The following is a 24673-nucleotide window of genomic DNA, read 5'->3' as shown; positions in this document are numbered from 1 at the left end:
CCATGGGCGAGTTTGAGCTGATCCGTAACTTCTTCGCTGCCGCGCCTTGTGCGCAGGGCGGCGAGGGCGTTGCGCTGGGGATTGGCGACGACTGCGCCTTGCTGGCTGTTCCTTCTGGCGAACAGTTGGCGATTTCCACCGACACCCTGGTGGCCGGTGTGCATTTCGCAGATCCCTGCGACCCTTTCCTGCTCGGCCAGCGTTCGCTGGCGGTGGCGGTCAGCGACCTGGCGGCCATGGGCGCCGCGCCTGTCGCCTTTACCCTTGCCTTGACCCTGCCGACGGTTGCAACCGATTGGCTGCAAGCCTATGCCAACGGCCTGAGCGCCATGGCGCAGAGCTGCGGCGTGCGCCTGGTGGGCGGCGACACCACGCGCGGCCCGTTGACCCTGACCATGACCGTGTTCGGTCGCGTGCCCGGCGGCCAGGCCCTGACCCGCAGCGGTGCCCGTCCGGGCGACCTGCTGTGCGTCGGCGGCGAGCTGGGGAATGCTGCCGGCGCCTTGCCCCTGGTGCTCGGGCAGCGCAGCGCCGACGCAGAAGTCGCCGACGTCTTGCTCGGCCACTACTGGTCGCCGCAACCACAACTGGCCTTGGGCCAGGCGCTGCGCGGCAAGGCCACCGCGGCCCTGGATATCTCCGATGGCCTGCTGGCCGACTGTGGGCACATCGCCACCGCTTCAGCTGTCGGCTTGCTGATCGAAAGTGAAAAAGTGCCGATGTCCCAGGCGCTGCTGAGCTTTCTCGGTGAGAATGGCGCCCGCTCGGCGGCGCTCAGCGGCGGCGACGATTACGTGCTGGCCTTCACCTTGCCCCAGGCCGAGCTGGCGCCGTTGCTCGCCGCCGGCTGGCCGGTGCATGTGCTGGGCCGGGTTGTGGCCGGGCAGGGCGTGACGCTGCTGGATGCCGAGGGGCGGGACATCACCCCGAGCACTCGGGGCTATCAACATTTTCGGGAGACACCGTGACAGATCACCCCAAACAGGTTCCGGCAGAGTTCGTGCCGCCTTCCGTCTGGCGTAACCCCTGGCATTTTCTGGCATTCGGCTTTGGCTCGGGCACCTTGCCCAAGGCCCCGGGTACCTGGGGCTCGTTGGTGGCGCTGCCTTTTATTCCGTTGTGGCAGATGTTGCCGGACTGGGGCTACTGGCTGATGCTCGGCATCACCATGCTGTTCGGCTTCTGGCTGTGCGGCAAGGTGGCCGACGACCTGCGGGTGCATGACCACGAAGGCATCGTCTGGGACGAGATGGTCGGCATGTGGATCACCCTGTGGCTGGTGCCGGAAGGCTGGCAGTGGCTGCTGGCAGGGTTCCTGATGTTCCGTTTCTTCGACATTCTCAAGCCCTGGCCGATTCGCTGGGTCGACCGGCATGTGCACGGCGGAATCGGCATCATGCTCGACGATGTGCTGGCCGGTGTCTTCGCCTGGTTGGCGATGCAGGGCCTGGTCTGGTGCTTTGCCTGAGGAATCAGCCATGCCGGTTGCTCGCGCTCTGCTGGTAGTGTTTTGCGTCTTGGCCGCAGGACTGGCCCGGGCCAGCGAGCCGGCGGCGCTGCCCGAGGAAATCCGGGTAGCCAGCGAGGAATGGAACAGCTACACCCAGGCCGATGGTCAGGGCCTGGCCTGGGATATCCTGCGCGAGGTGTTCCAGACCCAGGGCGTGAAGCTCGACATGCGCAGCGTGCCTTACACCCGTTCGGTCGGGCTGGTGCAGCGGCGTGAAGTCGATGCTCTGGTCGGCTCCTATCAGGACGAAACCGACGGCGCCCTGTATCCGCGCTGGAATTACGACACCGACCATATCTACTCCCTGGGGCTGGCGACGAGTCCGCCGCTGTCCCTGGACACGCTCGGCAATCATCGCCTGGTCTGGGTGCGCGGCTACCGCTACCAGGACTATTTGCCCAATATCCAGCGCTTCAATGAAATCCGCCGGCGGGTCGGCATCTTGCCGATGCTCCAGCAAGGCCGTGCCGACTTCTATATCGATGCGCTGACCGAGGTCGAGTTTGTACTGGCCCAGGCCGAGGACCGCACGCAGTTCCGCCGCACCCACTTGGCTGAGTTGCCGCTGTTCTTGGCCTTTGCCAACAATGAACGGGGCCGGGTGCTGTGCGCGCTGTTTGATCGCCGGATGGACGAATTGGTCAAAGACGGCCGGCTGCGGCCGATTTTCCAGCGCTGGCAGCAACCCTATCCGTTTGACGCCAAGCGCCCTCCTGCCGATCGGTGATCTAACTTCTTGATCTTTATGCTCAATAATTCAGCCTAAGCGTCTGTCGAAAGCTGCTGTTACAATGCCGCCTCTGCGAATCTCCAGTCCCATACAGATCAGGAGCACAACGGTGCCCGTCGTTTTTGTTGCCGCTTCCAAGCTGCCCACCCCTTTTGCGCAATTCACCATGCACGGTTTTCTCGATGAAGCCACCGGCCGTGAGCACGTCGTGCTCAGCCTGGGTGATATTGCCGATGGCGCTCCGGTGCTCGGCCGCTTGCACTCCGAATGCCTGACCGGCGACGCTCTGTTCAGCCAGCGCTGCGACTGCGGTTCGCAACTGGAAGCCGCCTTGCAGGCGATCGCCCGCGAAGGTCGTGGCGTGCTCCTGTATCTGCGCCAGGAAGGCCGCGGCATCGGCTTGCTCAACAAAATCCGCGCCTATGAGTTGCAGGACGGCGGCGCCGACACCGTGGAAGCCAACGAACGCCTGGGCTTTGCCGCCGACCAGCGTGACTACGCCATGTGCCTGCCGATGCTCGAGCACCTGGGCGTGAAATCCCTGCGCCTGATGACCAACAACCCGCGCAAGGTCAAGGCCCTGACCGAGATGGGCATCGTCGTTGCCGAGCGCGTGCCGCTGCACACCGGCCACAACCCGCACAACAAACTCTACCTGGCCACCAAGGCCAGCAAGCTCGACCACATGATGGGCAACGAGCATCAGGGCGAGGTAGATCGGGCGTGACCCGCGCTCAGGTTCGGCGGCGACTGGCCGTCAGCTGGTGGCAATACTTGGCGCTGGCGCTGCTGCCGCTGTTCGTGATCAACCTGGTGTTCGGCCAGGGCGAGCCGCTGCTGCCGATCCTGGCGATGCCGTTTTTCATTGCCGGTGTAGCTTCGATGTTTGTCAGCCTGCGATTCTTCGGTGGCTACAAACGGGCCTTGATCGCCACCCATAAAGCCCTCGATACCCCCGCAGAGCCAGCGGCCTGGATCGAGCTGGCGGCCAGTCGCCGCGCGGCATTTCTGGCGGCGGCCCTGCCGGCCTGGGTCGGCGCCCTGGCGGTATTCGTCGGTCTGGAAGCGGTGCCGCTGATCCTCTTGGCACTGTCCACCGCAGTGCTGTTCTACCTCTACCGCATCCCGCGTCAGCTCGGTTGATGCGGCGCTGGCTGGCAGTCCTGCTGCTGGCCCTCGGTGGCCCGGCGCTGGCGGTGGAACGCGTGGTCAGCCTGGCGCCTTCGCTGTCGGAAATCGTCGTCGAACTGGGCGCCGCCGACTTGCTGGTCGGCGTGCTTGATGCCGGCGAACGTCCCGTCCAATTAAAAGACCTGCCGTCGGTGGGCCGCTACGGCCAACTGGACATGGAGCGGCTGCTCAGCCTCAAGCCGGACCTGCTCCTGCTCTGGCCCGGCAGCGTTGGCCCGGCGCAGCGCGAACAGCTGGGTCGCCTGGGGATCCCGACGCTGGTGGCCGAACCCCGCAGCCTCGACCAGCTCGTCGCCCAGATCGAAACCATCGCCGCCCGGCTGGGGCGTCCACAGCGTGGCCTGGCGCGTGCCTCCGAGCTGCGGCAGCAGTTGGCAGAGCTGCGCCAACGTTATGCCCGTAGCGAGCCTTTGCAGGTGTTTTATCAAGTCTGGGACCAGCCGTTGTACACCGTGGGCGGCGGACAAATCATCAGTGATGCCCTGAGTGTGTGCGGCGCGCGCAATGTGTTTGCCGACCTGCCGCTGCCGGCGCCTCAAGTCAGTCTCGAGTCGGTGTTGCAGCGCAACCCTGAAGTGATCCTGGCCAGCACCCAGGCGCAACTTGACGCCTGGAAAGCCTGGCCGCAACTGAAGGCCGTGGCGCAAGGCAGGTTGTTGCTGATCGGCGATAAAGGCCTGGAGCGGCCGAGTGGGCAGATGATCGCGGCGACGGCCAAGCTCTGTGAGTTGCTTGATTCCGAGTAGCTGCGGCTAGTGCATCGCGGGCAAGCCTCGATGCTACAGAAAAATATGCAATTCCCCTGTAGGAGCGAGGCTTGCCCGCGATAGCGTTCTTACAACCCCCGGCCTGCCTAAAGCTCCGGCGCCCAGGTCACCCCGAACATCCAGGCCCGGCCTGCCTCCCGATACCCGTACTGCGCGCCGTCATGGCTGTACAGCACCCGGCTGTAGGATTTGTCGAGCAGGTTGTCGACCTTCAATTCCAGCCGGATCTCGCGGTCCAGCGCCCAGCTGCCGCGCAAGCCCAGCAGGGCATAGCCACCGAGGCGCTGCTGGTTGGCCAAGTCGTCATAACTGCTGCTCACCGCCTGCCAACTGGCACCGAGGCCCAGGCGGTCGAACTGTCGATCCAGATCCAGGCTCAGGGTGCGCCGGGCGCGGCGGGCCAGGGTGTGGCCGGTGTCGCGGTCGCGGGGATCGATGATGGCCAGCCCCAGATTGCTCTGCCAGCCGAACAGCTCCTGTCGCAGCGCCGCCTCGAAGCCGTTGATCCGCGCCGAGGCGACGTTCTGCGGGCGCGAGTTGCTGCCGAAAATGATCGCGTCTTCCAGGTCAGTGCGGTACAGCGAAGTCTCCAGGCGCGTGCTTTCGCTCAACTGGCTGCGCCATTGCAGCTCGTAGCTTTTCGAGGTCTCGGGCTTGAGGTCGGGGTTGCTGAAGTCGGGGTAATACAGGTCGTTGAAGGTCGGCGCGCGAAAGCCCTCGCTGTAGGTCAGCAGGACATCGTTGTCGGCATTCAACGGCAGGGTGAGGGTGCCGCTCCAGCTGTTCTGGCCGCCAAACTGCTGGTTCTGGTCGCGACGCAGGCCCAATTCGGTGGAGAAACTGTCGGCCCTGAAACGATGCTGGACAAAGGCCGCGCGGTTCCAGCGACTGTCCTCGGCGAAGGCGGTGCTGCTGTTGACCCGGTCTTGGTACCAGTCGCCGCCGACGATCAGGCTGTTGCGTTCGTCGAGGCGTAGGTCGTTCTGCCAGTTGAGCGAGTCGCGGTAAGTGTTGAACACCGTGCGCTCATCGCTGAGCTTGTCGAAGGTTTTCTCGCGGTTCTCGCTGTGGCCCAGTTCCAGGCGCGACTTCCAGGCTTCGTTGATACGTCCGTCGACATAACTGCTGAAACTGCTGACCGCGAATTCGCTGTAGGGTTTTTGCGGCAGGCTCTCGAAGGTGTTGCTGTCGAAGCGCCCGAAGGGGTTGTCGAACTCGCTCTTGCCACGGTTATCCAGCAGGTTCAGGCCCGCTTCCCAGTCGTCGTTGAAGGCGTGGCTCAGGCTCAGGCTGAGGGACTGGTTGCGGTAGGCGTCATCGTCACGGTCGCTGGCATAGGACTCATGCGTGCGGTTGCTCCCGGCCGTGTCGTCGAGGCTGGCGCCCAGGCTGAAGCGGGTCTGCTGGTCGCCGCCGGACAAGCCGATGCTGCGCTCCCAGGTCTGGTGGCTGCCGACCCCCAGGTGCAAACGGGGCTGCAGGCCCTGTTCGGCACCGCGCCGGGTGAAGATCTGGATCACCCCGCCGATGGCGTCGCTGCCGTAAATCACCGAGCGGGAACCGCGCAGCACTTCCACCCGCTCGATCTGATCGATATTCAGGTGTTGCAGGTTGCTGTCGCCGGAGCTCGAACTGCCGATGCGTTGGCCGTCCACCAACACCAGGGTCTGCGCCGACGAAGTGCCGCGGATGTAGATTCCCGGCACGCTGCCCCGGCCGCCGCTTTGCGCCACTTGCACGCCAGGCACCCGTTGCAGCAGGTCAGTGACGCTGGAAGGTTGCAGGCGGTCGATGTCGTCACGGGTGAAGATGGTGTTGGCGGCGCTGCTGTCGTTGCGGGCTTGCACCTGGCGGTTGGCGCTGATCAGCACGTCCGGCAGCTTGAGCGCTTGTTCGCGGTCGAGATTGTCGGCCAGCAGTGGGCCGGCGGGCAGCAGGCAAAGGGTCAGGGTGAGGTGCGAGGGTTTCATCGGCAATCTGTTGCGAATGGAGCATGCGAGGAAAAACCGCAGGCTGCGATAAGGTCCGTAGGACCTTCCAGGGACCTCAAAAGCAACGCCCCCTTTCGGGGGCGATCGCAGCCTGCGGCAGCGGCTACAGGTTACAGGCCGAGCCGTTGCAGGCGTGCCCGTACGGCGGCTTCGATACCGGCTTCGTCCAGGCCGCATTCGGCGAGCATCTGCGCTGGCTTGGCGTGCTCGACGTAGAGGTCCGGCAGGCCCAGGTGCAGGATCGGCTTGAGGATCGCTTCACGCGCCAGCAACTCGCCGACCGCGCCACCGGCGCCGCCCATGATGGCGTTCTCTTCAATCGTCACCAGCAGCTCGTGGCTGGCGGCGATCACGCACACCAGGGTTTCATCCAGCGGTTTGACGAAACGCATGTCGACCACCGTCGCATCCAGCTTTTCGGCGACTTTCAGCGCCTCGGCCAGTTGCACGCCAAACACCAGCAGGGCGACCTTGTTGCCCTGGCGGCGAACCACGCCCTTGCCGATCTCGATCGGTTGCAGGTCTTTCTCGATGCTGGTGTTCGGGCCGGTACCGCGCGGGTAACGCACGGCGGCCGGGCCGTTGTACAGGTAGCCGGTGCTGAGCATCTTGCGCAGTTCGTTCTCGTCGCTCGGGGTCATCACCAGCATGCCGGGGATGCAGCGCAGGAACGACAGGTCGAAGCTGCCGGCGTGGGTCGGACCGTCTTCGCCCACCAGGCCGGCACGGTCGATGGCGAACAGCACGTCGAGGTTCTGCACCGCCACGTCGTGGACCAACTGGTCGTAGCCGCGCTGCAGGAAGGTCGAATAGATCGCCACCACCGGCTTGGCGCCTTCGCAGGCCATGCCGGCCGCCAGGGTCACGGCGTGCTGCTCGGCAATCGCCACATCGAAATAGCGCAGCGGGAAGCGTTCGCTGAAGGCCACCAGGTCCGAGCCTTCCTTCATCGCCGGGGTAATACCCACCAGGCGCGGGTCTTCGGCGGCCATGTCGCACAGCCATTCGCCGAATACACCGGAGTACTTCGGCCCGCCGGCTTTTTTCGGCGCGGCGGCAGGGCTGTCCAGGGGATCGAGCTTGGTGATGGCGTGGTAGCCGATCGGGTCGACTTCGGCTGGGGCGAAGCCTTTGCCTTTCTTGGTCACCACATGCAGGAACTGCGGGCCCTTGAGATCGCGCATGTTGCGCAGGGTGGCGATCAGGGTCGGCAGGTCGTGGCCGTCGATCGGGCCGATGTAGTTCCAGCCCAGCTCTTCGAACAGGGTGCCGGGAACCAGCATGCCCTTGGCGTATTCTTCGGTGCGGCGGGCGATTTCCCAGGCGCCGGGCAGGCGCGACAGCACCTTCTTGCTGCCTTCGCGCATGCTGGCGTAAGTGCGGCTGGAGAGGATCTTGGCCAGGTAGTTGGACAGGCCGCCGACATTGCGCGAGATCGACATGTCGTTGTCGTTGAGGATCACCAGCATGTTGGCGTCCACTTCCGGCGCGTGGTTCAGCGCCTCGAAGGCCATGCCTGCGGTCAGGGCGCCGTCGCCGATCACGGCAATGGCCTTGCGATCGCTGTTTTGCAGGCGGGCGGCGATCGCCATGCCCAGCGCGGCGCTGATCGAGGTGCTGGAATGGCCGACGCCAAAGGTGTCGTACTCGCTCTCGGAGCGCCGCGGGAAGGCGGCCAGGCCGTCCTTCTGGCGCAGGCTGGCCATGCGCTCGCGGCGACCGGTGAGGATCTTGTGCGGATAAGCCTGATGACCCACGTCCCACACCAGGCGGTCGTCCGGCGTGTCGAAGACGTAATGCAGCGCGATGGTCAGCTCGATGACGCCCAGGCCGGCACCGAAATGCCCACCGGTCTGGCCGACCGTGTAGAGCAATTCCAGGCGCAACTCATCGGCCAGGGTTTCCAGCTCGGCTTCGCCTAACCGGCGCAGGCCGTCCGGCGTGTTGGCACGGTCGAGCAGGGGCGTGGTCGGGCGCTTGCGGGGAATCTCATGAAACGTCGTGGGCATCAGGCGAATCGTTATAGGTATAAAAGAGGCGGCAGTTTACCTTATGCATCGCAAGCTGCCCACGCAGAGCGCGGAACTTGGCCGATATGCGGTCTGCCGCGCCGGGGGCGATCAGCTGCGTCGATCGACGATATAACGCGCCAGCTCCCGCAGGGGCTCGGCGGCAGCGTCAAAGGGTCGCAGCGCGTGCAGGGCCTGATCGCGCAACTCCAGGGCATAAACCTTGGCCGCTTCCAGGCCGAGCAGGGCCGGGTAGGTCGGTTTGTCCCGGGCGATGTCGGCACCCTGGCGCTTGCCAAGGGTCGCGGTATCGCTTTCCACGTCGAGAATGTCGTCCTGCACCTGGAACGCCAGGCCGATGGCCTGGGCATAGCTTTGCAAGGATTTGAGCTCGTCTTTCTCGGCCCGGCCGCTGGCCAGGGCGCCGAGCTTGACGCTGGCTTCGATCAGCGCGCCGGTCTTGTGCCGATGCATGTATTCCAGGGCTTTCTGGTCGAGCTTGACGCCGACCGAGCCAAGGTCGATGGCCTGGCCGCCGACCATGCCCGCCGGGCCCGCCGCCAGCGCCAGGGCGCTGACCATCTGCAGGCGGATCTCGGCGCTCGAATCGCTCAGGCGCGGGTCGAGCAGGGCGCTGAAGGCCAGGCTCTGCAAACCGTCGCCGGCAAGAATCGCGCAGGCTTCATCGAAGGCTTTGTGGGTGGTCGGCTGGCCGCGACGCAGATCGTCGTCGTCCATCGCCGGCAAATCGTCGTGCACCAGGGAATAAGCGTGGATCAGTTCCACCGCGCAAGCCGCGCCGTTGGCCTGTTCCGGGTGAGCACCGAGGGCTTCGCAGGCGGCGTAGGCCAGCAACGGGCGCACACGCTTGCCGCCGTTCATCACGCTGTAGCGCATGGCCTCGTAAAGACGGGCCAGCTCCGGGCTCGGCGCGAGGAACAGGGTTTCCAGTGCAGCATTGACCCGGGCCTGACTGCTGGCCTGATAGGCCGCGATCATTCTGGCTGTTCCGCGTCGAAGGGTTCTTCGGCCAGTTCGCCATCGCGCTCCAGCAGGATCTGCACCTTCTGCTCGGCCTGGGCCAGCGCCGCCTGGCAATCGCGGGTCAGGCCAATGCCTTGCTCGAAGGCGGTCAACGAGTCTTCCAGCGACAGCTCGCCGTTCTCCAGACGCTCGACCAGCGTTTGCAGGTCGGCGAGGGATTGTTCGAAATCTAAGGCAGCTTTTTTGCGGGCCATGGCGGCTATCCCGGTTGACGTTAAACCGGCGCGACACTAGCAGACATGGGGGTTTGGGGCAAATGAGCGGCGGTCGCCAAGCGGTCCGGAGGTCGATTTTCTGCTCTGGATCAGGGGCCGGTCGTGTGGCCGACCTTCTGTCGCCATTTCTTGCTTTACGACAAGGAAAATTGCGTGCACTTGCCTTGCAATGCCCCATCGTTGATTGGCAAGGAGAAGCTGCAATGAGTGTTTTTCGAAGTGTATTGGGGGCCTGGGTGCTGCTTGCCAGCAGCCTGGCGCTGGCCGGTGGGGCAGAAGGTTTGCAGCGGGTGAGGGTCGACCTGGTCGCACCGCCGCTGGTTCATCCTCATGAGCAGGCAGTCAGCGGGCCGCCCAAGGTGGTGCAGTTCCGCATGAGTATCGAAGAGAAAAAAATGGTCGTCGACGACCAGGGCACCACGCTGCAGGCCATGACCTTCAATGGCTCCATGCCTGGCCCGACCCTGGTGGTGCACGAAGGGGATTATGTGGAGCTGACGCTGGTGAATCCGGCGACCAACAGCATGCCCCACAACGTCGACTTCCACGCGGCCACCGGCGCCCTGGGTGGGGCGGAGCTGACCCAGGTGGTGCCGGGGCAGGAAGTGGTGCTGCGCTTCAAGGCCGACCGCAGCGGCACCTTTGTCTATCACTGCGCGCCGCAAGGCATGGTGCCGTGGCACGTGGTGTCGGGCATGAACGGCGCGCTGATGGTCCTGCCGCGTGACGGCCTGCGCGATCCTCAGGGCAAGCCCCTGCATTACGACCGCGTCTACACCATTGGCGAGTCTGACCTGTATATCCCCAAGGACAAGGACGGCCGCTACAAGGATTACCCGGACCTGGCGTCCAGCTACCAGGACACCCGCGCGGTCATGCGCACCCTGACCCCGAGCCATGTGGTGTTCAACGGCCGTGTCGGGGCCCTGACCGGAGCCAATGCGCTGACCTCCAAGGTCGGTGAAAGCGTGCTGTTCATCCACTCCCAGGCCAACCGCGACAGCCGTCCGCACCTGATCGGCGGCCATGGCGACTGGGTCTGGACCACCGGCAAATTCGCCAACCCACCGCAACGCAACATGGAAACCTGGTTTATCCCCGGTGGTTCCGCGGTGGCGGCGCTGTACACCTTCAAGCAGCCGGGAACCTACGTTTATCTCAGCCACAACCTGATCGAAGCCATGGAGCTGGGGGCCCTGGCCCAGGTCAAGGTGCAGGGGCAGTGGAACGATGACCTGATGACCCAGGAGAAAGCGCCGGGGCCGATCGTCGAGAGCAAGTAATAGGAGGGCGGGTGGGGATATTGCTCGGATCTTGAACATTTCGTAAAAGTCCGTAATATCCTCGCCATGCTCATCGACCAAATCAAAGCGTTGGCCAGCGACATCCGTATGCAGATGCTCGAATGGCTGAAGGACCCGGAAGGCAACTTTCCGCCCCAGGGGCATGATGCGCCGAAAGAAATCGGTATCTGCATGACTCATCTGCAGCACAAGGCCGGGCTTTCGGCGTCCAGCACCTCCAGCCATCTGGCGATCCTGCAGCAGGCCGGCCTGGTCGAGGCCACGCGCATTGGCAAATGGACCTATTTTCGCCGTAACGAAGCGGCCCTTGCGGCCTTTGCCGAGCAACTGAAGCGCGAACTCTGAGTTTTTTTACTTGAACATTTCGTTATTTTTCGAAATGAAAGGCAACCCAGGAGGATCTGTTCATGAAAGCAATCTACGTACAACCCGGTGGTGGCTACGACAAAGTAGTGGTCGGCGAGGCTCCGGCCGCGGCGCCACAGGCGGGCGAAATCACCGTGCGCCTGCGCGCCAGCTCCCTCAACTACCACGATTTCGCGGTGGTCAGCGGCATGTGGGGCCCGACTGAGTCGCGCATCCCCATGGCCGATGGCGCCGGTGAAGTGGTAGCGGTGGGCGAGGGTGTCAGTGAATTCGCCGTCGGCGACTCGGTGGTCAGCACCTTCTTCCCAGAATGGCTGGACGGCCGGCCCAATGTCGTGGGCTTTGCCACGGTGCCGGGCGATGGTGTGGATGGTTACGCCCGGGAAGTCGTCACCGCCCGCGCCACCTCCTTCACCCGCGCGCCCAAGGGCTGGAGCCACGCCGAAGCGGCGACCCTGACCACCGCCGGTCTCACTGCCTGGCGCGCGCTGGTGGATGACGGCCGCGTGACCGCCGGCGATACCGTGCTGGTGCAAGGCACCGGCGGTGTGTCGATCTTCGCCCTGCAATTCGCCAAGATGCTCGGCGCCACCGTGATCGCCACCTCGTCCAGCGATGCCAAGCTGGAGCGCCTGAAGGCCCTCGGCGCCGACCACCTGATCAACTACCGCCAGGACCCGACCTGGGGTGAAACCGTGCAGAAGCTCACCGCCGGCCGTGGTGTCGACCACGTGATCGAAGTGGGTGGCCCGTCGACTCTCGAGCAGTCGATGATTGCCGCGCGGGCCGGTGGCCACATCTCGGTGATCGGTATCCTGACCGGGGTTGCCGGCGAGTTCCCGATCGTCACCGCGCTGGTCAAGCAACTGCGCCTGCAAGGCGTGCTGGTGGGCAGCCGCCGGCAGCAGCAGGACATGATCCGCGCGATCGACGCCAACGGCATGCATCCGATTCTCGACAAGCACTTCGCCCTGGACGCGATGGCCGATGCCTTCGGCTACCAGGAAAGCAACCAGCACTTCGGCAAGATCATTCTCGATATCTGATTTTGCCTCGCCGGTCGCCGCGGATCACTCGCTCTGATCCGTGGTGGCCAGCACCTCGTTGATCTTCCAGCAGCCTTTATCCTTGACCAGCAGCAGGTCGACGATCTGCGTGGTATCCGGCGTATCGCCCAGGGTCACCGACTCGCGCGCCGAGGTGCCTTGCACCTGCGGTTCACTGACCTTGATCTGGGTCAGCCACTCATCCATGTAGTCCTGGGTCTTGAGGAAATAATCCTCTTCCAGGCCCTCGGGGCTGCTCATCTGCTTCTTGATCCGTTCGATCAGCGCTTGCGTGACGTACTGCTGCAGGTGCGGCAGGTCATCGGTGATCGGGTCTTTTTCGTTGCTGAAACTCTGCAGGTACCAGCTATAGAAAGCCTCGGCCACCGGTTTGGGCGAGCTGGCACAGTCGGCGAGGGCGAGGGGTTGATGGAAAGCCGCGGCGAGGAGCAGCAGGGGGAACAGCTTTCTCATGGGGACGTCCTTACAGAAGTTAAGACATTGAGCCGTTGAGACATCAGGTTGATGGCCGAGTGCTCGATTTCAACACGCTGTGGCCCGGATCGCTATCCGCCTGTGCGTTGGCAGTGCTTTGCAATACAAATACGCTTTCAAATGCTGTAGTCTTGAAACTACAGTTGCGGAATGATCGAGATCAAACAGACCGCGACCTTTATGGAGTGGGAAAACAGGCTCAAGGATTCCAGAGCCAGGGCGTTGATTGCTGCGCGGATTTTTCGCCTGGCCAATGGCCTTGCCGGGGACGTGTCACCGGTGGGCGAAGGCGTCAGTGAGCTGCGCATCCATTACGGGCCGGGCTACCGGGTTTACTTCCAGCAGCGCGGCTTGCAACTCGTCATCCTGTTGTGCGGCGGCGACAAAACTCGTCAGAGCCGCGATATCGAACTGGCCAAACACCTGGCCCGTCGTTGGAGCCGATCATGACTGAACCGCTATTTGACTATGACCCCGCCGCGGCCTTGCGTGACCCGCAAGCGATTGCCCTGTTCATGGCGGATGCCTTCGAGACCGGCGATGCCGGCTACATCGCCAAAGCCCTGGGGGTGGTGGCGCGGGCCAAGGGCATGACTGAGCTGGCCCATGAAACCGGGCTGTCCCGCGAGCAGCTGTACCGCTCGTTCAGCGAAAAGGGCAACCCGACCCTGAAGACCCTGCTGGCGGTAATGCGTGCACTGGGGCTGGACATGACGGCGCGGGTACATGGGGCGTCTTGATTGATGGCCCTGCCTAGCGCCTGGTGGGCATTCATGGAAATCGGGGCGAATGAGCTTCGCCCCGTTCCGCTGTTTGCCGATTTTTAACGCCCCGCGCCAGCCTCGGCTGGCCGGTTGGCGTCGAGCAACGCGCTCACTACGGCATTGGCCATCTCCACCGAGTGGATCATCGACCAGATCAGCCCGCGCTCCACGCCGCTGGCGCGTTCGCTGATCTCGTCGCTGACCTGTACCGCGCAATCCAGTAGCAGCGACACATGCACCAAGGCCTCTTCGGCGCTGACGTCGGGGCGGACGCTGAACAGGGCGTCACGGCCCACGGCTGTCGGGACGGTGGCTTTCAGGCTGTCGAGGATTGAGGTTTCAGCGGTGTTCGCGGCCAGGGCCAGGCGGATGCGCTGGGTGGCGAGGTCGTGTTCGGGGGTTCTGAATTGCCCGGGCAGGGGCGGATCGGGGACAAGCTTTTTCATGGTGCATCTCCAACGTGAGTGGAGCTGCCAGATGTCGCTGCTAAACGATGGGGTGGCAGCTGTACGCAGGTTAGCAGGCCGGTCACATTGGAAAACCGGCGCATCCGAAGATGCCCTGCGCACAGCCACCATGACAGGCAGAATAAAAAGTCTACCGACCGGTGACATCGATGCGCCCAATGTGATGTTTCGAGCTGCTAAACCCGATCACTGAATAAGCAGTGACAGGCCGAGCCTAGACAGCAGGTTTCACAGGCGCAAGCGGCTGGGAGTTTCTAGGAAAAGTCGCTCAATAGAAAGAGAAGAACCTTACATTTGTATGGCAAGAAATGGAGAGTGGATAACATGGGAAATGATTGCCCTCGCCAAAATTGGCTCAATTCAGGTGAGTGTAAAGAACTTGAGGTTGACTGTTATCTATATAAGAACTGAGAGGTATGATGCGATAGCTTGATCGAAACATATTATTAGCTGCATCGTGCTGCGAGATGTATTTTCCCAAAAACATACAGGTTTCTATTAAGTGAAAAGGAGAGCAGTCGCTCTCCTTTTGAGCTATCTAGTAACTTAAGGTGAGTTTTGCGATTTGAGTTGCTGCCAAGTATTTCTTTCCGTTCTGAGACTCACGTAGTTCCCCAAAGATCAATGCATATGCGCCGGCGAACTCTTCGATGTCTTCAAATGGGAATCGCTCAAGGAACTCATTTGATTGTTCGTCTCCAACTACAATGCTGACGTCATCTCTTCCACCGCTATTGAGCCAAAGACTAGGTGGATCAAATCGCGATAGTGCAGCATCGGCGATCATTCCCCAGTAGCCTCGGTACTCTCCTATATTGGTGTCCTCTATATCGGGAAACTCTACGAAGAAATCTCGTACGCGAAACTGTCCCTCGGGCAAAGCTATGAGCTGATTCGATTGTCGGAAGTCTTCGCTATGTATTAAGTTGCGTAAGAGAGTGCTAAGTCGACGATGAATGACTGCGTTTCTTGCTCCACCTCTTCCCACATATCTACCTCCTCGTCCTTGAGGGTTGTTGGGCTCATCGGGGTCAGGATTTACGTTTGGGTCTGCTCCGTAGTTAAAATCAACCTCGATCCGTTCTCCCAAATTTATGCGCTCATCTTGGCCGGGGCCTAGGCCACCACTACGTCTAGGTTCTGTTGCGGCGAGGGAACATTGATCTCTATGTGGGCGGGCGCCAAAGCATGCTGCTTGGCCACTTGTAGATTCTCTTCTGTAGAAACCAGGCCCTCCACATTCTGGACATACTAGCCGCCTCCTGTAGCGCTCGATGATCCTATCTCCAAGCGCCTCAAAGGAGGGGATGTCATAGTTGTGGTTATCGAGGGTGCAGCGAGCAATATCCATAAAGACTCCTTGTCTATAACAGTTTTTATGGTGGCATGACGCCACTGTCTTTGGCTAGTGGGCCTTTTTTTGACTGATTCTTTGACTTTTAAATCTGTGATCTAGCAAGCGATCAAGTGCATGACTACTCAATGTACTTGCTGAAGAGAGAGGGGAATCTGGAGGACATTAAAAAGCCGGCTTGTGGCCGGCTTCTCGGGGACTGGCTTGGTTCATTTTTGGTAAACCGCACCAGCCTGCAAAACGTACACCCAGCTCTTGCGGCTGGCTGTGGGACTTGGCGAGAAAATCATCTGCCGCGTCGGGCGGATCTGACCGGTTGAACAGGTCGATGCGCAAAGGTGGGGCGCAGCATACTGATATTCGAAGAGAATTCCCAGCGCAATGCGTTAGCCAGGGCCGGTGACGGGGCAAAAACTGGGGCGTTTTGTATCTGGGGATGTTGTTGGGCTGGGAGTGGGGCGTTGTTCTGGAAGGGTTATCGCGGGCAAGCCTCGCTCCTACGGGAGGGGCATTTGATGGGCATAAAAAAGCCCCGGGTTAGCGGGGCTTTTTATTGAAGGGTGCTTAGCCTTTGTAGGCGGCAACCGACTTGGTGATCGCTTCGCGGGCGGCGTCGGCGCCGTCCCAGCCTTCGATCTTCACCCACTTGCCTTTTTCGAGATCTTTGTAGTTCGCGAAGAAGTGCTCGATCTGCTGAATCAGCAGCGGCGGCAGGTCGGTGTATTCCTTCACGTCGACGTACAGCTGGGACAGCTTGTCGTGTGGAACAGCGATGACTTTGGCATCGCCGCCGCCGTCGTCGGTCATGTTCAGGATGCCGACCGGACGGGCGCGGATAACCGAGCCTGGAGCCACCGGGTAAGGGGTCACGACCAGCACGTCGAGGGGGTCGCCGTCGTCGGCCAGGGTGTTCGGGATGTAACCGTAGTTGGCCGGGTAGAACATCGGGGTGGCCATGAAACGGTCAACGAACAGGCAGTCGCTGTCTTTGTCGATTTCGTATTTGATCGGCGCGTGGTTGGCCGGGATCTCGATTGCGACGTAGATGTCGTTCGGCAGGTCTTTGCCAGCCGGAATCTTGCTGTAGCTCATTGGGCGATGCCCCCGTTAGTTGACCAAAATGTCTTGGCCGGATTGACCAAAAAGTGGCGGCGATTATAGGCACATTCGCCGGGCTATGCCACGTGCCGCAGGACGTGTGGAAGCCTTGGGCGACCGCCGAAAGCCCGGTGCCGGAGCTGCCGGTCGATGCTCGAAAGCCCGCGAAAAGAGAGTCGCCATGACGCGTTTAGTTCAGTGGTTTGCGTCTTCGTCGGCGATTGTTTCGCGAGCTCGCCTCTGCAGGAAGCGTCAGTGCTGCTGGTAGTTCGGGTCGCTGGCTTGCAGTTGCTGGAGCCGGGCGAGGGGATTCTGCCGGTAAAACAGCTGCAATTGCTCATAGACCTTCGGATAAGCCTCGTGCAGCAGGTCCGGGGCGCTGAAGAAGTATTCGCTGGTGACGGCGAAGAACTCCGCGGGGTTTTCCGCGGCATAGGGGTCGATGGCGGTTTCGGCATCGGGGTTATGGTCGAGCTGGCGGTTGAGGTCGTCGTAGGCCGCCTGCATCACCTGCGCCCAGTCGCTGATGCGCATGTCGCTGTGCAGCGGCGGCAGGCCGTTGGCATCGCCGTTGAGCATGTCCAGCTTGTGCGCCAGCTCATGGATCACCAGGTTGTAGGCTTCCCAGCCGCCACTGGCGAGCACGCCGGGCCAGGCCAGGATGACCGGGCCCTGTTGCCAGGCCTCGCCGCTGTGTTCACCGTCCCATTCATGCTCCACGCCGCTGGCATCGCGATGACGTTGGGGGCTGAGGAAGTCGTCGGGGTAGAGGACGATTTCATGGAAACCCTGGTACCAGTTCAGATCTCCCAGGTGCAGCAGCGGCAACTGGGCCTGGGCGGCCAACAGCAGGCGCTCGAACTGGTGCAGCTCGACGCCGGGCAGGGCGCTCAGGTGCTTGTCGTCGAGAAACAGTACGCTGGTTTCCCGCAGCCATTGGTCCTCGGCATCGCTCAGGCCGTCGAGAAAGGGCAGGTGCTGGCGCACCCGTTGCCACATTTCATCGGCAACCGGGTGCTTGGCCAGCCGGCGCCGGCGGCGCCAGGTGCTGAGGGGCCACATACCGATCAGTGGCTTTCAGCCTTTGCCGCCGAGCGGCCCAGGCGGCTGCGCACCACGCCGATGATCATCGGCACCAGCGACAGCAGGATGATGCCCACCACCAGCAGCGACAGGTTTTTCTTGATGAACGGCACGTTGCCGAAGAAGTAGCCCAGGGTCACCAGGCCGCCGACCCACAGGATGGTGCCGGCCACGCTGAAGGCGAAGAAACGCGGGTAAGGCATTTTTGCCACGCCGGCGACGAAGGGGGCAAAGGTACGGATGATCGGCAGGAAACGCGCCAGGGTCACGGTTTTGCCGCCGTGGCGGTCGTAGAAGTCGTGGGTCTTTTGCAGGTAGTCGCGGCGGAAGATCTTCGAGTAGGGATTGCTGAACAACCGCTCGCCGGCCGTTCGCCCGATGATGTAGTTGGTGCTGTCGCCGAGGATCGCCGCCAGCATCAGCAAGCCGCCGAGCAATACTGGGTCCATGCTGCCCCCGGCGGCAACCGCGCCGGCAATGAACAACAGGGAATCGCCGGGCAGGAACGGCGTCACCACCAGGCCTGTCTCGCAGAAAATCACCAGGAACAGGATGGCGTAGATCCATGGCCCGTAGTTGGTCACCAACATATCGAGGTAAACGTCGAGATGGAGGATGAGGTCGATCGGGTTGAAATCCATTGAAGCACCTGTGGTGACGGCCCGACTCGGCGGGCCTGTGCGATGACTGGGGCAAAAACTTACAGCTGGCGCAGATTCATCTTACGCCCCGAAAAGGTCGGCATTATAAGACCTGATAGGTGAAATGGGCGTTGAGTTTGTAGCGGGGAGTGTCTTGGCGGCGATAGCTGGCTTGTGGCGAAAGCGGTACAGCCTTCGACAGTGCCTGTGCCAGGAACTGCCGAAGGTGGTGATAGCGAAAATGGATGAGCGGTCGCGGTGAAAGCTTATTCGTCGCTGATCGGCAATATGTAGTTCTTGAACTCGGTATCTTCGCGAAAACCGATGGATTCGTAGGTTTTCTGCGCCACTTCGTTGTCGCTGCTGGTGGAGACGCGCATGCGCACGGCATGGGTGTCCTTGGCCATTTTCTTCGCCGTGCGGATCAGGTTGTCGGCCACCAACTGGCGGCGGGCGTCTTCGGCGACATAGATGTCGTTGAGGATCCACACGCGCTTCAGGGACAGGGAAGAGAAGCTGGGGTAAAGCTGGCAGAAACCGAGGAGCTTCTTGTCGTCATCGTCAGGCAGGGCCAGGTAGATCACCGATTCCTTGCGGCGCAGGCGCTTTTCCAGAAACGCCCGGGACGAGTCCGGAAACGGTAGCGCACCATAGAATTCGCGGTATTTGACGAACAGCGGTGTCAACAGATCCAGGTGTTCGAGGGTCGCTTGAGTAATCCGCATGAGTTGTCCTCAACTTCGAATGGATACGACGGCAAACGGTTCATTACTCGGGCAGCCGTGTTTCGATGCTGCCTAAAGCGTGGAAAAAGCGCAATCGTCTCGAAAACTCATGGCTTTGCGGGCCCCAGCAGGAAATTGCCCCTGAGGGTGTCGGGCGAGTCGCTGTCCAGGGTATTTACCTGGGCCTCGTCCTTCAGGTTGACCCCCGAGAGCTGCCGCCTGCAGGCCTCGCGCATCAGGTACAGCAAGCGGTGGGCGGCCATGCCGTAGCTCAGGCCTTCCAGGCGCACGTTGGAGATGCAGTTGCGATAGGCATCGGTGAGCCCGACCTTCGGGTTGTAGGTGAAATACAGCCCCAGGCTGTCCGGCGAGCTGAGCCCCGGGCGTTCGCCAATCAGGATCACGGTCATTTTCGCGCCGAGCAGTTCGCCGATTTCGTCGGCCACCGCCACCCGGCCCTGTTCCACCAGGATCACCGGCGACAGCGACCAGCCTTCGGCCGCGGTCTGTTCTTCAAAACGGGCGAGAAACGGCAGGGTATGCCGATGCACCGCCAGCGCCGACAAACCGTCCGCCACCACCACCGCCAAGTCCACCCCGCCCGGGTTGGCGGATGCGTGATCGCGCAGGGCCTGGGCCGACTCGTCGCTGAGCTTGCGCCCCAGGTCCGGGCGTTGCAGGTAGCTGTGGCGATCGCTGGCGGCGCTGTGCAGCAGCAGACTGTCGCGGCCGCGTTCGGCCAGCTGGCTGCTCAGTTCGGCATGGTCGAAGGGTAGGTGCACCGCGTCGCGGGCCTGGGCGTGGGCGAACTGGAAATCCAGCTGGGCGCCGGTGGGCAGGCTGGTGCCGGTGCGGCCCAGGGCAATGCGCGCCGGGGTCAGGCGGCGCAGTTCCAGCCAGGGGTTCTGGTTATCGGTCGGGTGTTTGTCCATGGGTAAGTCACTCATCCCAGTTGCGCCAGCGCCTGGCGGAAGGCCGGCGGCAGGTTGTGGCCGAACTGCACCTTGCCGTCGGGCTGGGTGAAGATGCCGGTTTTCGCCAGCCACTGCTCGAACTCCGGCGCCGGTTTCAGGCCCAGGGTCTGGCGGGCGTAGAGCGCGTCGTGGAAGGAGGTGGTCTGGTAGTTAAGCATGATGTCGTCGGAGCCGGGGATGCCCATGATGAAGTTGATCCCGGCCACGCCCAGTAGGGTCAGCAGGGTGTCCATGTCGTCCTGGTCGGCTTCGGCGTGGTTGGTGTAGCAGATGTCGCAACCCATGGGCACGCCCAGCAGCTTGCCGCAGAAATGGTCTTCCAGGCCGGCGCGGATGATCTGCTTGCCGTTGTACAAGTATTCCGGGCCGATGAAGCCGACCACGGTGTTCACCAGGAACGGCTTGAAGTGCCGGGCCACGGCATAGGCGCGGGTTTCGCAGGTCTGCTGGTCGATACCGAAGTGGGCGTTGGCCGACAGCGCGCTGCCCTGGCCGGTCTCGAAATACATCAGGTTCTGCCCCAGGGTGCCGCGCTTGAGGCTCAGGCCGGCTTCGTAGCCTTCCTGCAATACATTGAGGTTGATGCCGAAACTGGCGTTGGCCGCCTCGGTGCCGGCGATCGACTGGAACACCAGGTCCAGCGGCACGCCACGGTTGATCGCTTCGATGGAGGTGGTGACGTGGGTCAGCACGCAGGACTGGGTGGGAATTTCATAGCGCTGGATGATCGCGTCGAGCATTTCCAGCAGGGCGCAGATCGAGGCGATGCTGTCGGTGGCCGGGTTGATGCCGATCATGGCATCGCCGTTGCCGTAGAGCAGGCCGTCGAGAATGCTCGCGGCAATGCCTGCCGGTTCGTCGGTCGGGTGGTTGGGCTGCAGGCGGGTCGACAGGCGCCCGCGCAGGCCCAGGGTGCCGCGGAACTGGGTGACCACGCGGATCTTTTGCGCCACCAGCACCAAGTCCTGGACGCGCATGATCTTCGACACGGCAGCGGCCATTTCCGGGGTCAGCCCAGGCGCCAGGGCGCGCAGGCTCTGCTCGTCGGCGGCGTCGCTGAGCAGCCAGTCGCGAAAACCGCCGACCGTGAGATGGCTGACGGCGGCGAAGGCGGCCTTGTCGTGGGTATCGATGATCAGCCGGGTGACTTCATCGGTTTCGTAGGGAATCAGCACTTCATCGAGGAAATGCTTGAGCGGAATGTCCGCCAGGGTCATTTGCGCGGCGACCCGCTCGCCGTCGTTGAGGGCGGCGACGCCGGCCAGGAAGTCCCCGGAGCGCGCCGGGCTGGCCTTGGCCATGACTTCCTTGAGGCTGTCGAAGCGGTAGGTCTGGGCGCCGACGGTGTGGGCGAAACTTGCCATACAGGTTCTCCGTGACGACGCAGGGAGGTGGCCCTGCGTCGAGGTTTTCGGCGGTTAGTGCAGGGCTTCTTCAGCTTTCTGAATGGCCGCGAATTCTTCTTCGGGCGTGCCTGCTACCAAGTGATGCCGACTGTAGAAAGCAAAGTAAGCAATTAATACTCCATAGATGATCGCGGCGCCAATGACCACCCGTGGATCCACCAGGAAGCCCGCCACCACGGCGATGCAGGCCAGCACCAGGGCCACGCCGGAGGTGAAGATGCCGCCTGGGGTGCGGTATGGGCGATCCATTTTGGGGCGCCGGATGCGCAGGGTGATGTGCGCGGCCATCATCAGCACGTAGGAGATGGTTGCGCCGAACACCGCCACCAGGATCAGCAGGTCGCCCTGGCCGGTCAGCGACAGGCCGAAACCGATGATGCCGGGGATCACCAGCGCCAGGACCGGCGCCTTGCTCTTATTGGTTTCCGACAGTTTGCGCGGCAGGTAGCCGGCGCGGGACAGGGCGAAAATCTGCCGCGAGTAGGCGTAGATGATCGAGAAGAAGCTGGCGATCAGGCCAGCCAGGCCCACCAGGTTGACGAAGCTGCCCATCCAGGTCGAACCGCCGTAGGCCTTGGCCAGCGCCTCCACCAGCGGGTTGCCGGAGGTCAGCAGGGCGTTGGCCCCCGCGCCGCCCGGGCCGATCACCAGGATCAGCAAGGCGAAGCTGAGCAACACCAGCATGGCGCCGATCAGGCCGCGCGGCAGGTCGCGCTTGGGGTTCTTGGTTTCTTCCGCGGCCAGCGGCACGCCTTCGACCGCCAGGAAGAACCAGATGGCGTAGGGAATCGCTGCCCACACGCCGACATAGCCGAACGGCAGGAAACTGCTGGCGCCCGCGGCCTCGGTGACGGGGATGTCCAGCAGGTTGGCGACCGAGAAGTGCGGCACCATCGCCACCAGGAACACGCCCAGGGCGATGGCGGCCACGGCGGTGATGATGAACATCAGCTTCAGTGCCTCGCCGACCCCGAAGATATGGATGGCGATGAACACGATGTAGAACGCCAGGTAGATCATCCAGCCGCCGATGCCGAACAGCGATTGGCAATAGGCGCCGATAAACACCGCGATCGCCGCCGGGGCGATCGCGTATTCGATGAGGATTGCGGTGCCGGTGAGGAAGCCACCCCAGGGGCCGAAGGCGCTGCGGGCGAAGCCGTAGCCACCGCCGGCGGTGGGGATCATCGAAGACAGTTCGGCCAGGGAGAAGCACATGCACAGGTACATGGTGGCCATCAGCAGGGTGGCGAGGAACATACCGCCCCAGCCGCCTTGGGCCAGGCCGAAGTTCCAGCCGGCGTAGTCGCCGGAAATGACGTAGGCCACGCCCAGGCCCACCAGCAGGACCCAGCCTGCCGCGCCTTTTTTCAGTTCGCGTTGTTGGAAGTAGTCGGAACCGACTTTTTCAAAGTCGACGGAAGAGCCAGCCGACTGCACGCCGGTATGTTCGCTAGGCATAAGGGTTCACCTGTTTTTATTGTTGTGCCCGGCCGACAGGCCGGATCGGTGTTGCGAGGCGATGTGTTTCGTCGTGAGGCCGTCATCGCGAGCAAGCGTGCTGGCGATGGCGTCCTCAAGGGCGACGCAGCAGCCGCTGCGTCGCCCATCTCTTCCTTTAGAAGAAGCCCAGCGGGTTGATGTCGTAGCTCACCAGCAGGTTCTTGGTCTGCTGGTAATGGTCGAGCATCATCTTGTGGGTTTCACGGCCGACGCCGGACTTCTTGTAACCGCCGAACGCCGCGTGGGCGGGGTACAGGTGGTAGCAGTTGGTCCATACGCGACCGGCCTTGATCGCCCGGCCCATGCGGTAGGCGCGGTTGATGTCGCGGGTCCACAGGCCGGCACCGAGGCCGAACTCGGTGTCGTTGGCAATCGCCAGGGCTTCGGCTTCGTCCTTGAACGTGGCGATGCTCACCACTGGGCCGAAGATCTCTTCCTGGAACACGCGCATCTTGTTGTGGCCCTTGAGCAGGGTTGGCTGGATGTAATAACCGCTGGCCAGGTTGCCTTCGAGTTTTTCCACCTTGCCGCCGGTCAGCAGTTGCGCGCCTTCGCCCTTGGCGATTTCCAGGTAGGAGAGGATTTTGTCGAACTGCTGCTCGGATGCCTGGGCGCCGACCATGGTGTCGGTGTCCAGCGGGTCGCCGCGCTTGATCTGCTCGACCTTCTTCATCACCACTTGCATGAACTCGTCGTAGATCGACTCCTGCACCAGCGCCCGGGACGGGCAGGTGCAGACTTCGCCCTGGTTGAAGAACGCCAGGACCAGGCCTTCGGCGGCTTTTTCGATGAAGGTCGGTTCGGCGTGCATGATGTCTTCGAAGAAGATGTTCGGCGACTTGCCGCCCAGTTCCACGGTGGACGGGATGATGTTCTCGGCGGCGCATTTCATGATGTGCGAGCCCACCGGGGTCGAGCCGGTGAAGGCGATCTTGGCGATGCGCTTGCTGGTGGCCAGGGCTTCGCCCGCTTCCTTGCCGAAACCTTGCACCACGTTGAGCACGCCCGGCGGCAGCAGGTCGCCGATCAGTTCCATCAGCACGCAGATGCCCAACGGGGTCTGCTCGGCCGGCTTGAGCACGATGCAGTTGCCGGCGGCCAGGGCCGGGGCGAGTTTCCAGGCGGCCATCAGCAGCGGGAAGTTCCACGGGATGATCTGCCCGACCACGCCCAGCGGTTCGTGAATGTGATAGGCCACGGTGTTGCCGTCGATTTCCGCGGCGCTGCCTTCCTGGGCGCGGATGCAGCCAGCGAAGTAGCGGAAGTGGTCGGCGGCCAGGGGAATGTCGGCGTTGAGCGTTTCCCGCACGGCCTTGCCGTTGTCCCAGGTTTCGGTGATGGCCAGCAGTTCGAGGTTCTGCTCGATACGGTCGGCGATTTTCAGCAGGATCAGCGAGCGCGCCTGTGGCGAAGTGGCACCCCAGGCATCGGCAGCGGCATGGGCGGCGTCCAGGGCTTTCTCGATGTCTTCGGCGGTGGAGCGCGGGAACTCGGCGATCGGTTGGCCGTTTACTGGTGAGGTATTGGTGAAGTACTGACCTTTGACAGGCGCGACGAATTCGCCTCCGATGTAGTTACCGTATTTGCTCTTGAACGAAACGATAGCGCCTTCAGTACCGGGGTGTGCGTAACGCATGGTGGGTATCTCCTGGCTTTTGTGCTTATAGGGGAGGACGCGCTGTTGCGCTTGTAAAAGCTTAGAGCAAAGCCCGGGCCACTGCGTTGCAGGCCATGTAAATCAAGGGCTTGCAAATGTTTCAGCGGCTGCGTGCCAGGCGTATGTGGCAGTTGTGGCACAGGCTGGGTGACACTTTGTACCGCTTGTGGCACAGCCTGTGACTCATTGGTCGAGGCGGCATTGCAATGCGTCCATGGCTGGAGGATGCTGGTGGGCCGCGAGGATCTGAAGAACTCTTCTGTAGTCGCTGCCGCAGGCTGCGAACGACCGCGAAGCGGGCGCTGCTCTTCAGATCGCGGAAGCCCCTGCGGG

The 24673-nt window shown here is 62.5% G+C and carries 26 protein-coding genes; 11 read left to right on the top strand and 15 right to left on the bottom strand.

Features of this window, described 5'->3' with window-relative positions; all coding sequences use genetic code 11:
* Positions 1-2 precede the first annotated feature (2 nt).
* The 6 genes from thiL (at position 3) to BLV20_RS27270 (ending at position 4177) form a co-directional block, all read left to right on the top strand.
* Positions 3-968, top strand: coding sequence for a thiamine-phosphate kinase (gene thiL, locus BLV20_RS27295; protein WP_092305517.1), 966 nt, complete (start codon positions 3-5; stop codon positions 966-968).
* Complete coding sequence (locus BLV20_RS27290) at positions 965-1468, top strand: phosphatidylglycerophosphatase A family protein (RefSeq protein ID WP_092305516.1); 504 nt, start codon at positions 965-967, stop codon at positions 1466-1468. The genes thiL and BLV20_RS27290 overlap by 4 nt, the downstream gene beginning before the upstream one ends.
* Positions 1469-1478: 10 nt before the next feature.
* The gene (locus BLV20_RS27285; RefSeq protein WP_092305515.1) at positions 1479-2237 is read left to right on the top strand and encodes a substrate-binding periplasmic protein; all 759 of its coding nucleotides are present in this window, start codon (positions 1479-1481) and stop codon (positions 2235-2237) included.
* 112 nt (positions 2238-2349) lie between these two features.
* Positions 2350-2967 carry a GTP cyclohydrolase II gene (ribA, locus tag BLV20_RS27280; RefSeq protein ID WP_007924108.1) on the top strand — a complete coding sequence of 206 codons (618 nt, stop codon included), beginning with the start codon at positions 2350-2352 and terminating at the stop codon, positions 2965-2967.
* Positions 2964-3383 (top strand): MFS transporter, encoded by a 420-nt coding sequence (locus tag BLV20_RS27275; protein ID WP_092305514.1) that lies wholly within the window; start codon positions 2964-2966, stop codon positions 3381-3383. The genes ribA and BLV20_RS27275 overlap by 4 nt, the downstream gene beginning before the upstream one ends.
* A complete protein-coding gene (locus BLV20_RS27270) occupies positions 3383-4177 on the top strand; it encodes a cobalamin-binding protein (protein ID WP_092305513.1) in 795 nt (264 codons plus the stop codon). The genes BLV20_RS27275 and BLV20_RS27270 overlap by 1 nt, the downstream gene beginning before the upstream one ends.
* A gap of 107 nt (positions 4178-4284) precedes the next feature.
* Here BLV20_RS27270 and BLV20_RS27265 read toward each other — a convergent pair whose 3' ends face one another.
* The 4 genes from BLV20_RS27265 to BLV20_RS27250 all read right to left on the bottom strand — a co-directional run bounded on the left by BLV20_RS27265 (position 4285) and on the right by BLV20_RS27250 (position 9436).
* Entirely contained in the window at positions 4285-6168 is a 1884-nt protein-coding gene (locus BLV20_RS27265) for a TonB-dependent receptor domain-containing protein (protein ID WP_092305512.1), read from the bottom strand.
* A 131-nt stretch (positions 6169-6299) separates the two neighbouring features.
* The gene (gene dxs / locus BLV20_RS27260) at positions 6300-8198 is read right to left on the bottom strand and encodes a 1-deoxy-D-xylulose-5-phosphate synthase (RefSeq protein ID WP_092305511.1); all 1899 of its coding nucleotides are present in this window, start codon (positions 8196-8198) and stop codon (positions 6300-6302) included.
* A 111-nt stretch (positions 8199-8309) separates the two neighbouring features.
* On the bottom strand, positions 8310-9197 hold the full coding sequence (gene ispA, locus BLV20_RS27255) for a (2E,6E)-farnesyl diphosphate synthase (protein WP_092305510.1): 888 nt from the start codon (positions 9195-9197) through the stop codon (positions 8310-8312).
* A complete protein-coding gene (locus tag BLV20_RS27250; RefSeq protein WP_007924102.1) occupies positions 9194-9436 on the bottom strand; it encodes an exodeoxyribonuclease VII small subunit in 243 nt (80 codons plus the stop codon). The genes ispA and BLV20_RS27250 overlap by 4 nt, the downstream gene beginning before the upstream one ends.
* 224 nt (positions 9437-9660) lie before the next feature.
* Here BLV20_RS27250 and nirK point away from each other — a divergent pair, with 224 nt between their 5' ends.
* The 3 genes from nirK to BLV20_RS27235 all read left to right on the top strand — a co-directional run bounded on the left by nirK (position 9661) and on the right by BLV20_RS27235 (position 12173).
* Complete coding sequence (gene nirK, locus BLV20_RS27245; protein WP_092305509.1) at positions 9661-10740, top strand: copper-containing nitrite reductase; 1080 nt, start codon at positions 9661-9663, stop codon at positions 10738-10740.
* A gap of 66 nt (positions 10741-10806) precedes the next feature.
* Positions 10807-11106, top strand: a complete 300-nt coding sequence (locus tag BLV20_RS27240; protein WP_092305508.1) for an ArsR/SmtB family transcription factor — start codon at positions 10807-10809, stop codon at positions 11104-11106.
* A gap of 62 nt (positions 11107-11168) precedes the next feature.
* Positions 11169-12173, top strand: a complete 1005-nt coding sequence (locus tag BLV20_RS27235) for a zinc-dependent alcohol dehydrogenase family protein (RefSeq protein WP_092305507.1) — start codon at positions 11169-11171, stop codon at positions 12171-12173.
* A gap of 24 nt (positions 12174-12197) precedes the next feature.
* On the opposite strand, the gene BLV20_RS27230 is transcribed toward BLV20_RS27235, so the two are convergent.
* The gene (locus BLV20_RS27230) at positions 12198-12647 is read right to left on the bottom strand and encodes a DUF3828 domain-containing protein (protein WP_092305506.1); all 450 of its coding nucleotides are present in this window, start codon (positions 12645-12647) and stop codon (positions 12198-12200) included.
* Positions 12648-12818: 171 nt separating this feature from the next.
* Here BLV20_RS27230 and BLV20_RS27225 point away from each other — a divergent pair, with 171 nt between their 5' ends.
* Together BLV20_RS27225 and BLV20_RS27220 are read left to right on the top strand one after the other, a co-directional pair.
* Positions 12819-13118: a type II toxin-antitoxin system RelE/ParE family toxin gene (locus BLV20_RS27225; RefSeq protein WP_092305505.1), complete on the top strand. Its 300-nt coding sequence runs from the start codon at positions 12819-12821 to the stop codon at positions 13116-13118.
* Positions 13115-13408: an addiction module antidote protein gene (locus BLV20_RS27220; RefSeq protein ID WP_092305504.1), complete on the top strand. Its 294-nt coding sequence runs from the start codon at positions 13115-13117 to the stop codon at positions 13406-13408. The genes BLV20_RS27225 and BLV20_RS27220 overlap by 4 nt, the downstream gene beginning before the upstream one ends.
* Before the next feature lie 83 nt (positions 13409-13491).
* Here BLV20_RS27220 and BLV20_RS27215 read toward each other — a convergent pair whose 3' ends face one another.
* The 10 genes from BLV20_RS27215 to BLV20_RS27175 all read right to left on the bottom strand — a co-directional run bounded on the left by BLV20_RS27215 (position 13492) and on the right by BLV20_RS27175 (position 24319).
* A complete protein-coding gene (locus BLV20_RS27215) occupies positions 13492-13878 on the bottom strand; it encodes a DUF6124 family protein (RefSeq protein ID WP_092305503.1) in 387 nt (128 codons plus the stop codon).
* Between the two features lie 559 nt (positions 13879-14437).
* The gene (locus tag BLV20_RS31185; protein ID WP_139192752.1) at positions 14438-15250 is read right to left on the bottom strand and encodes a hypothetical protein; all 813 of its coding nucleotides are present in this window, start codon (positions 15248-15250) and stop codon (positions 14438-14440) included.
* A gap of 567 nt (positions 15251-15817) precedes the next feature.
* A complete protein-coding gene (gene ppa / locus BLV20_RS27210) occupies positions 15818-16345 on the bottom strand; it encodes an inorganic diphosphatase (RefSeq protein WP_092305502.1) in 528 nt (175 codons plus the stop codon).
* A 258-nt stretch (positions 16346-16603) separates the two neighbouring features.
* Positions 16604-17413, bottom strand: a complete 810-nt coding sequence (locus tag BLV20_RS27205; protein WP_092305501.1) for a M90 family metallopeptidase — start codon at positions 17411-17413, stop codon at positions 16604-16606.
* A 5-nt stretch (positions 17414-17418) separates the two neighbouring features.
* Positions 17419-18075 (bottom strand): DedA family protein, encoded by a 657-nt coding sequence (locus BLV20_RS27200; RefSeq protein ID WP_092305500.1) that lies wholly within the window; start codon positions 18073-18075, stop codon positions 17419-17421.
* A 266-nt stretch (positions 18076-18341) separates the two neighbouring features.
* Positions 18342-18800, bottom strand: coding sequence for a GNAT family N-acetyltransferase (locus BLV20_RS27195; RefSeq protein ID WP_023969300.1), 459 nt, complete (start codon positions 18798-18800; stop codon positions 18342-18344).
* A gap of 107 nt (positions 18801-18907) precedes the next feature.
* Positions 18908-19732, bottom strand: coding sequence for an ethanolamine ammonia-lyase subunit EutC (gene eutC, locus BLV20_RS27190; protein ID WP_092305499.1), 825 nt, complete (start codon positions 19730-19732; stop codon positions 18908-18910).
* Between the two features lie 11 nt (positions 19733-19743).
* Positions 19744-21138: an ethanolamine ammonia-lyase subunit EutB gene (locus tag BLV20_RS27185; protein ID WP_092305498.1), complete on the bottom strand. Its 1395-nt coding sequence runs from the start codon at positions 21136-21138 to the stop codon at positions 19744-19746.
* A 54-nt stretch (positions 21139-21192) separates the two neighbouring features.
* Positions 21193-22641 (bottom strand): ethanolamine permease, encoded by a 1449-nt coding sequence (eat, locus tag BLV20_RS27180; RefSeq protein ID WP_092305497.1) that lies wholly within the window; start codon positions 22639-22641, stop codon positions 21193-21195.
* Positions 22642-22798: 157 nt separating this feature from the next.
* The gene (locus BLV20_RS27175) at positions 22799-24319 is read right to left on the bottom strand and encodes an acetaldehyde dehydrogenase ExaC (RefSeq protein ID WP_092305496.1); all 1521 of its coding nucleotides are present in this window, start codon (positions 24317-24319) and stop codon (positions 22799-22801) included.
* Positions 24320-24673: the final 354 nt, after the last annotated feature.

Origin of the sequence: Pseudomonas sp. NFIX28, from assembly GCF_900107395.1 — a bacterium.
In the GTDB taxonomy this organism is placed as follows: Bacteria; Pseudomonadota; Gammaproteobacteria; order Pseudomonadales; family Pseudomonadaceae; genus Aquipseudomonas.
This window is presented reverse-complemented; position numbering and strand designations above follow the sequence as displayed.

What these genes read in the sequence shown, in the direction of transcription:
- BLV20_RS27235 (WP_092305507.1), top strand. Translation starts at nt 11,169, where the DNA reads ATGAAAGCAATCTACGTACAACCCGGTGGTGGCTACGACAAAGTAGTG.
- nirK (WP_092305509.1), top strand. Translation starts at nt 9,661, where the DNA reads ATGAGTGTTTTTCGAAGTGTATTGGGGGCCTGGGTGCTGCTTGCCAGC.
- BLV20_RS27270 (WP_092305513.1), top strand. Translation starts at nt 3,383, where the DNA reads ATGCGGCGCTGGCTGGCAGTCCTGCTGCTGGCCCTCGGTGGCCCGGCG.
- ppa (WP_092305502.1), bottom strand. Translation starts at nt 16,345, where the DNA reads ATGAGCTACAGCAAGATTCCGGCTGGCAAAGACCTGCCGAACGACATC.
- BLV20_RS27200 (WP_092305500.1), bottom strand. Translation starts at nt 18,075, where the DNA reads ATGGATTTCAACCCGATCGACCTCATCCTCCATCTCGACGTTTACCTC.
- thiL (WP_092305517.1), top strand. Translation starts at nt 3, where the DNA reads ATGGGCGAGTTTGAGCTGATCCGTAACTTCTTCGCTGCCGCGCCTTGT.
- BLV20_RS31185 (WP_139192752.1), bottom strand. Translation starts at nt 15,250, where the DNA reads ATGGATATTGCTCGCTGCACCCTCGATAACCACAACTATGACATCCCC.
- eat (WP_092305497.1), bottom strand. Translation starts at nt 22,641, where the DNA reads ATGCCTAGCGAACATACCGGCGTGCAGTCGGCTGGCTCTTCCGTCGAC.
- ispA (WP_092305510.1), bottom strand. Translation starts at nt 9,197, where the DNA reads ATGATCGCGGCCTATCAGGCCAGCAGTCAGGCCCGGGTCAATGCTGCA.
- BLV20_RS27195 (WP_023969300.1), bottom strand. Translation starts at nt 18,800, where the DNA reads ATGCGGATTACTCAAGCGACCCTCGAACACCTGGATCTGTTGACACCG.
- eutC (WP_092305499.1), bottom strand. Translation starts at nt 19,732, where the DNA reads ATGGACAAACACCCGACCGATAACCAGAACCCCTGGCTGGAACTGCGC.
- BLV20_RS27205 (WP_092305501.1), bottom strand. Translation starts at nt 17,413, where the DNA reads ATGTGGCCCCTCAGCACCTGGCGCCGCCGGCGCCGGCTGGCCAAGCAC.
- BLV20_RS27285 (WP_092305515.1), top strand. Translation starts at nt 1,479, where the DNA reads ATGCCGGTTGCTCGCGCTCTGCTGGTAGTGTTTTGCGTCTTGGCCGCA.
- BLV20_RS27250 (WP_007924102.1), bottom strand. Translation starts at nt 9,436, where the DNA reads ATGGCCCGCAAAAAAGCTGCCTTAGATTTCGAACAATCCCTCGCCGAC.
- BLV20_RS27240 (WP_092305508.1), top strand. Translation starts at nt 10,807, where the DNA reads ATGCTCATCGACCAAATCAAAGCGTTGGCCAGCGACATCCGTATGCAG.
- BLV20_RS27215 (WP_092305503.1), bottom strand. Translation starts at nt 13,878, where the DNA reads ATGAAAAAGCTTGTCCCCGATCCGCCCCTGCCCGGGCAATTCAGAACC.
- BLV20_RS27175 (WP_092305496.1), bottom strand. Translation starts at nt 24,319, where the DNA reads ATGCGTTACGCACACCCCGGTACTGAAGGCGCTATCGTTTCGTTCAAG.
- BLV20_RS27265 (WP_092305512.1), bottom strand. Translation starts at nt 6,168, where the DNA reads ATGAAACCCTCGCACCTCACCCTGACCCTTTGCCTGCTGCCCGCCGGC.
- dxs (WP_092305511.1), bottom strand. Translation starts at nt 8,198, where the DNA reads ATGCCCACGACGTTTCATGAGATTCCCCGCAAGCGCCCGACCACGCCC.
- BLV20_RS27230 (WP_092305506.1), bottom strand. Translation starts at nt 12,647, where the DNA reads ATGAGAAAGCTGTTCCCCCTGCTGCTCCTCGCCGCGGCTTTCCATCAA.
- BLV20_RS27220 (WP_092305504.1), top strand. Translation starts at nt 13,115, where the DNA reads ATGACTGAACCGCTATTTGACTATGACCCCGCCGCGGCCTTGCGTGAC.
- BLV20_RS27185 (WP_092305498.1), bottom strand. Translation starts at nt 21,138, where the DNA reads ATGGCAAGTTTCGCCCACACCGTCGGCGCCCAGACCTACCGCTTCGAC.
- BLV20_RS27225 (WP_092305505.1), top strand. Translation starts at nt 12,819, where the DNA reads ATGATCGAGATCAAACAGACCGCGACCTTTATGGAGTGGGAAAACAGG.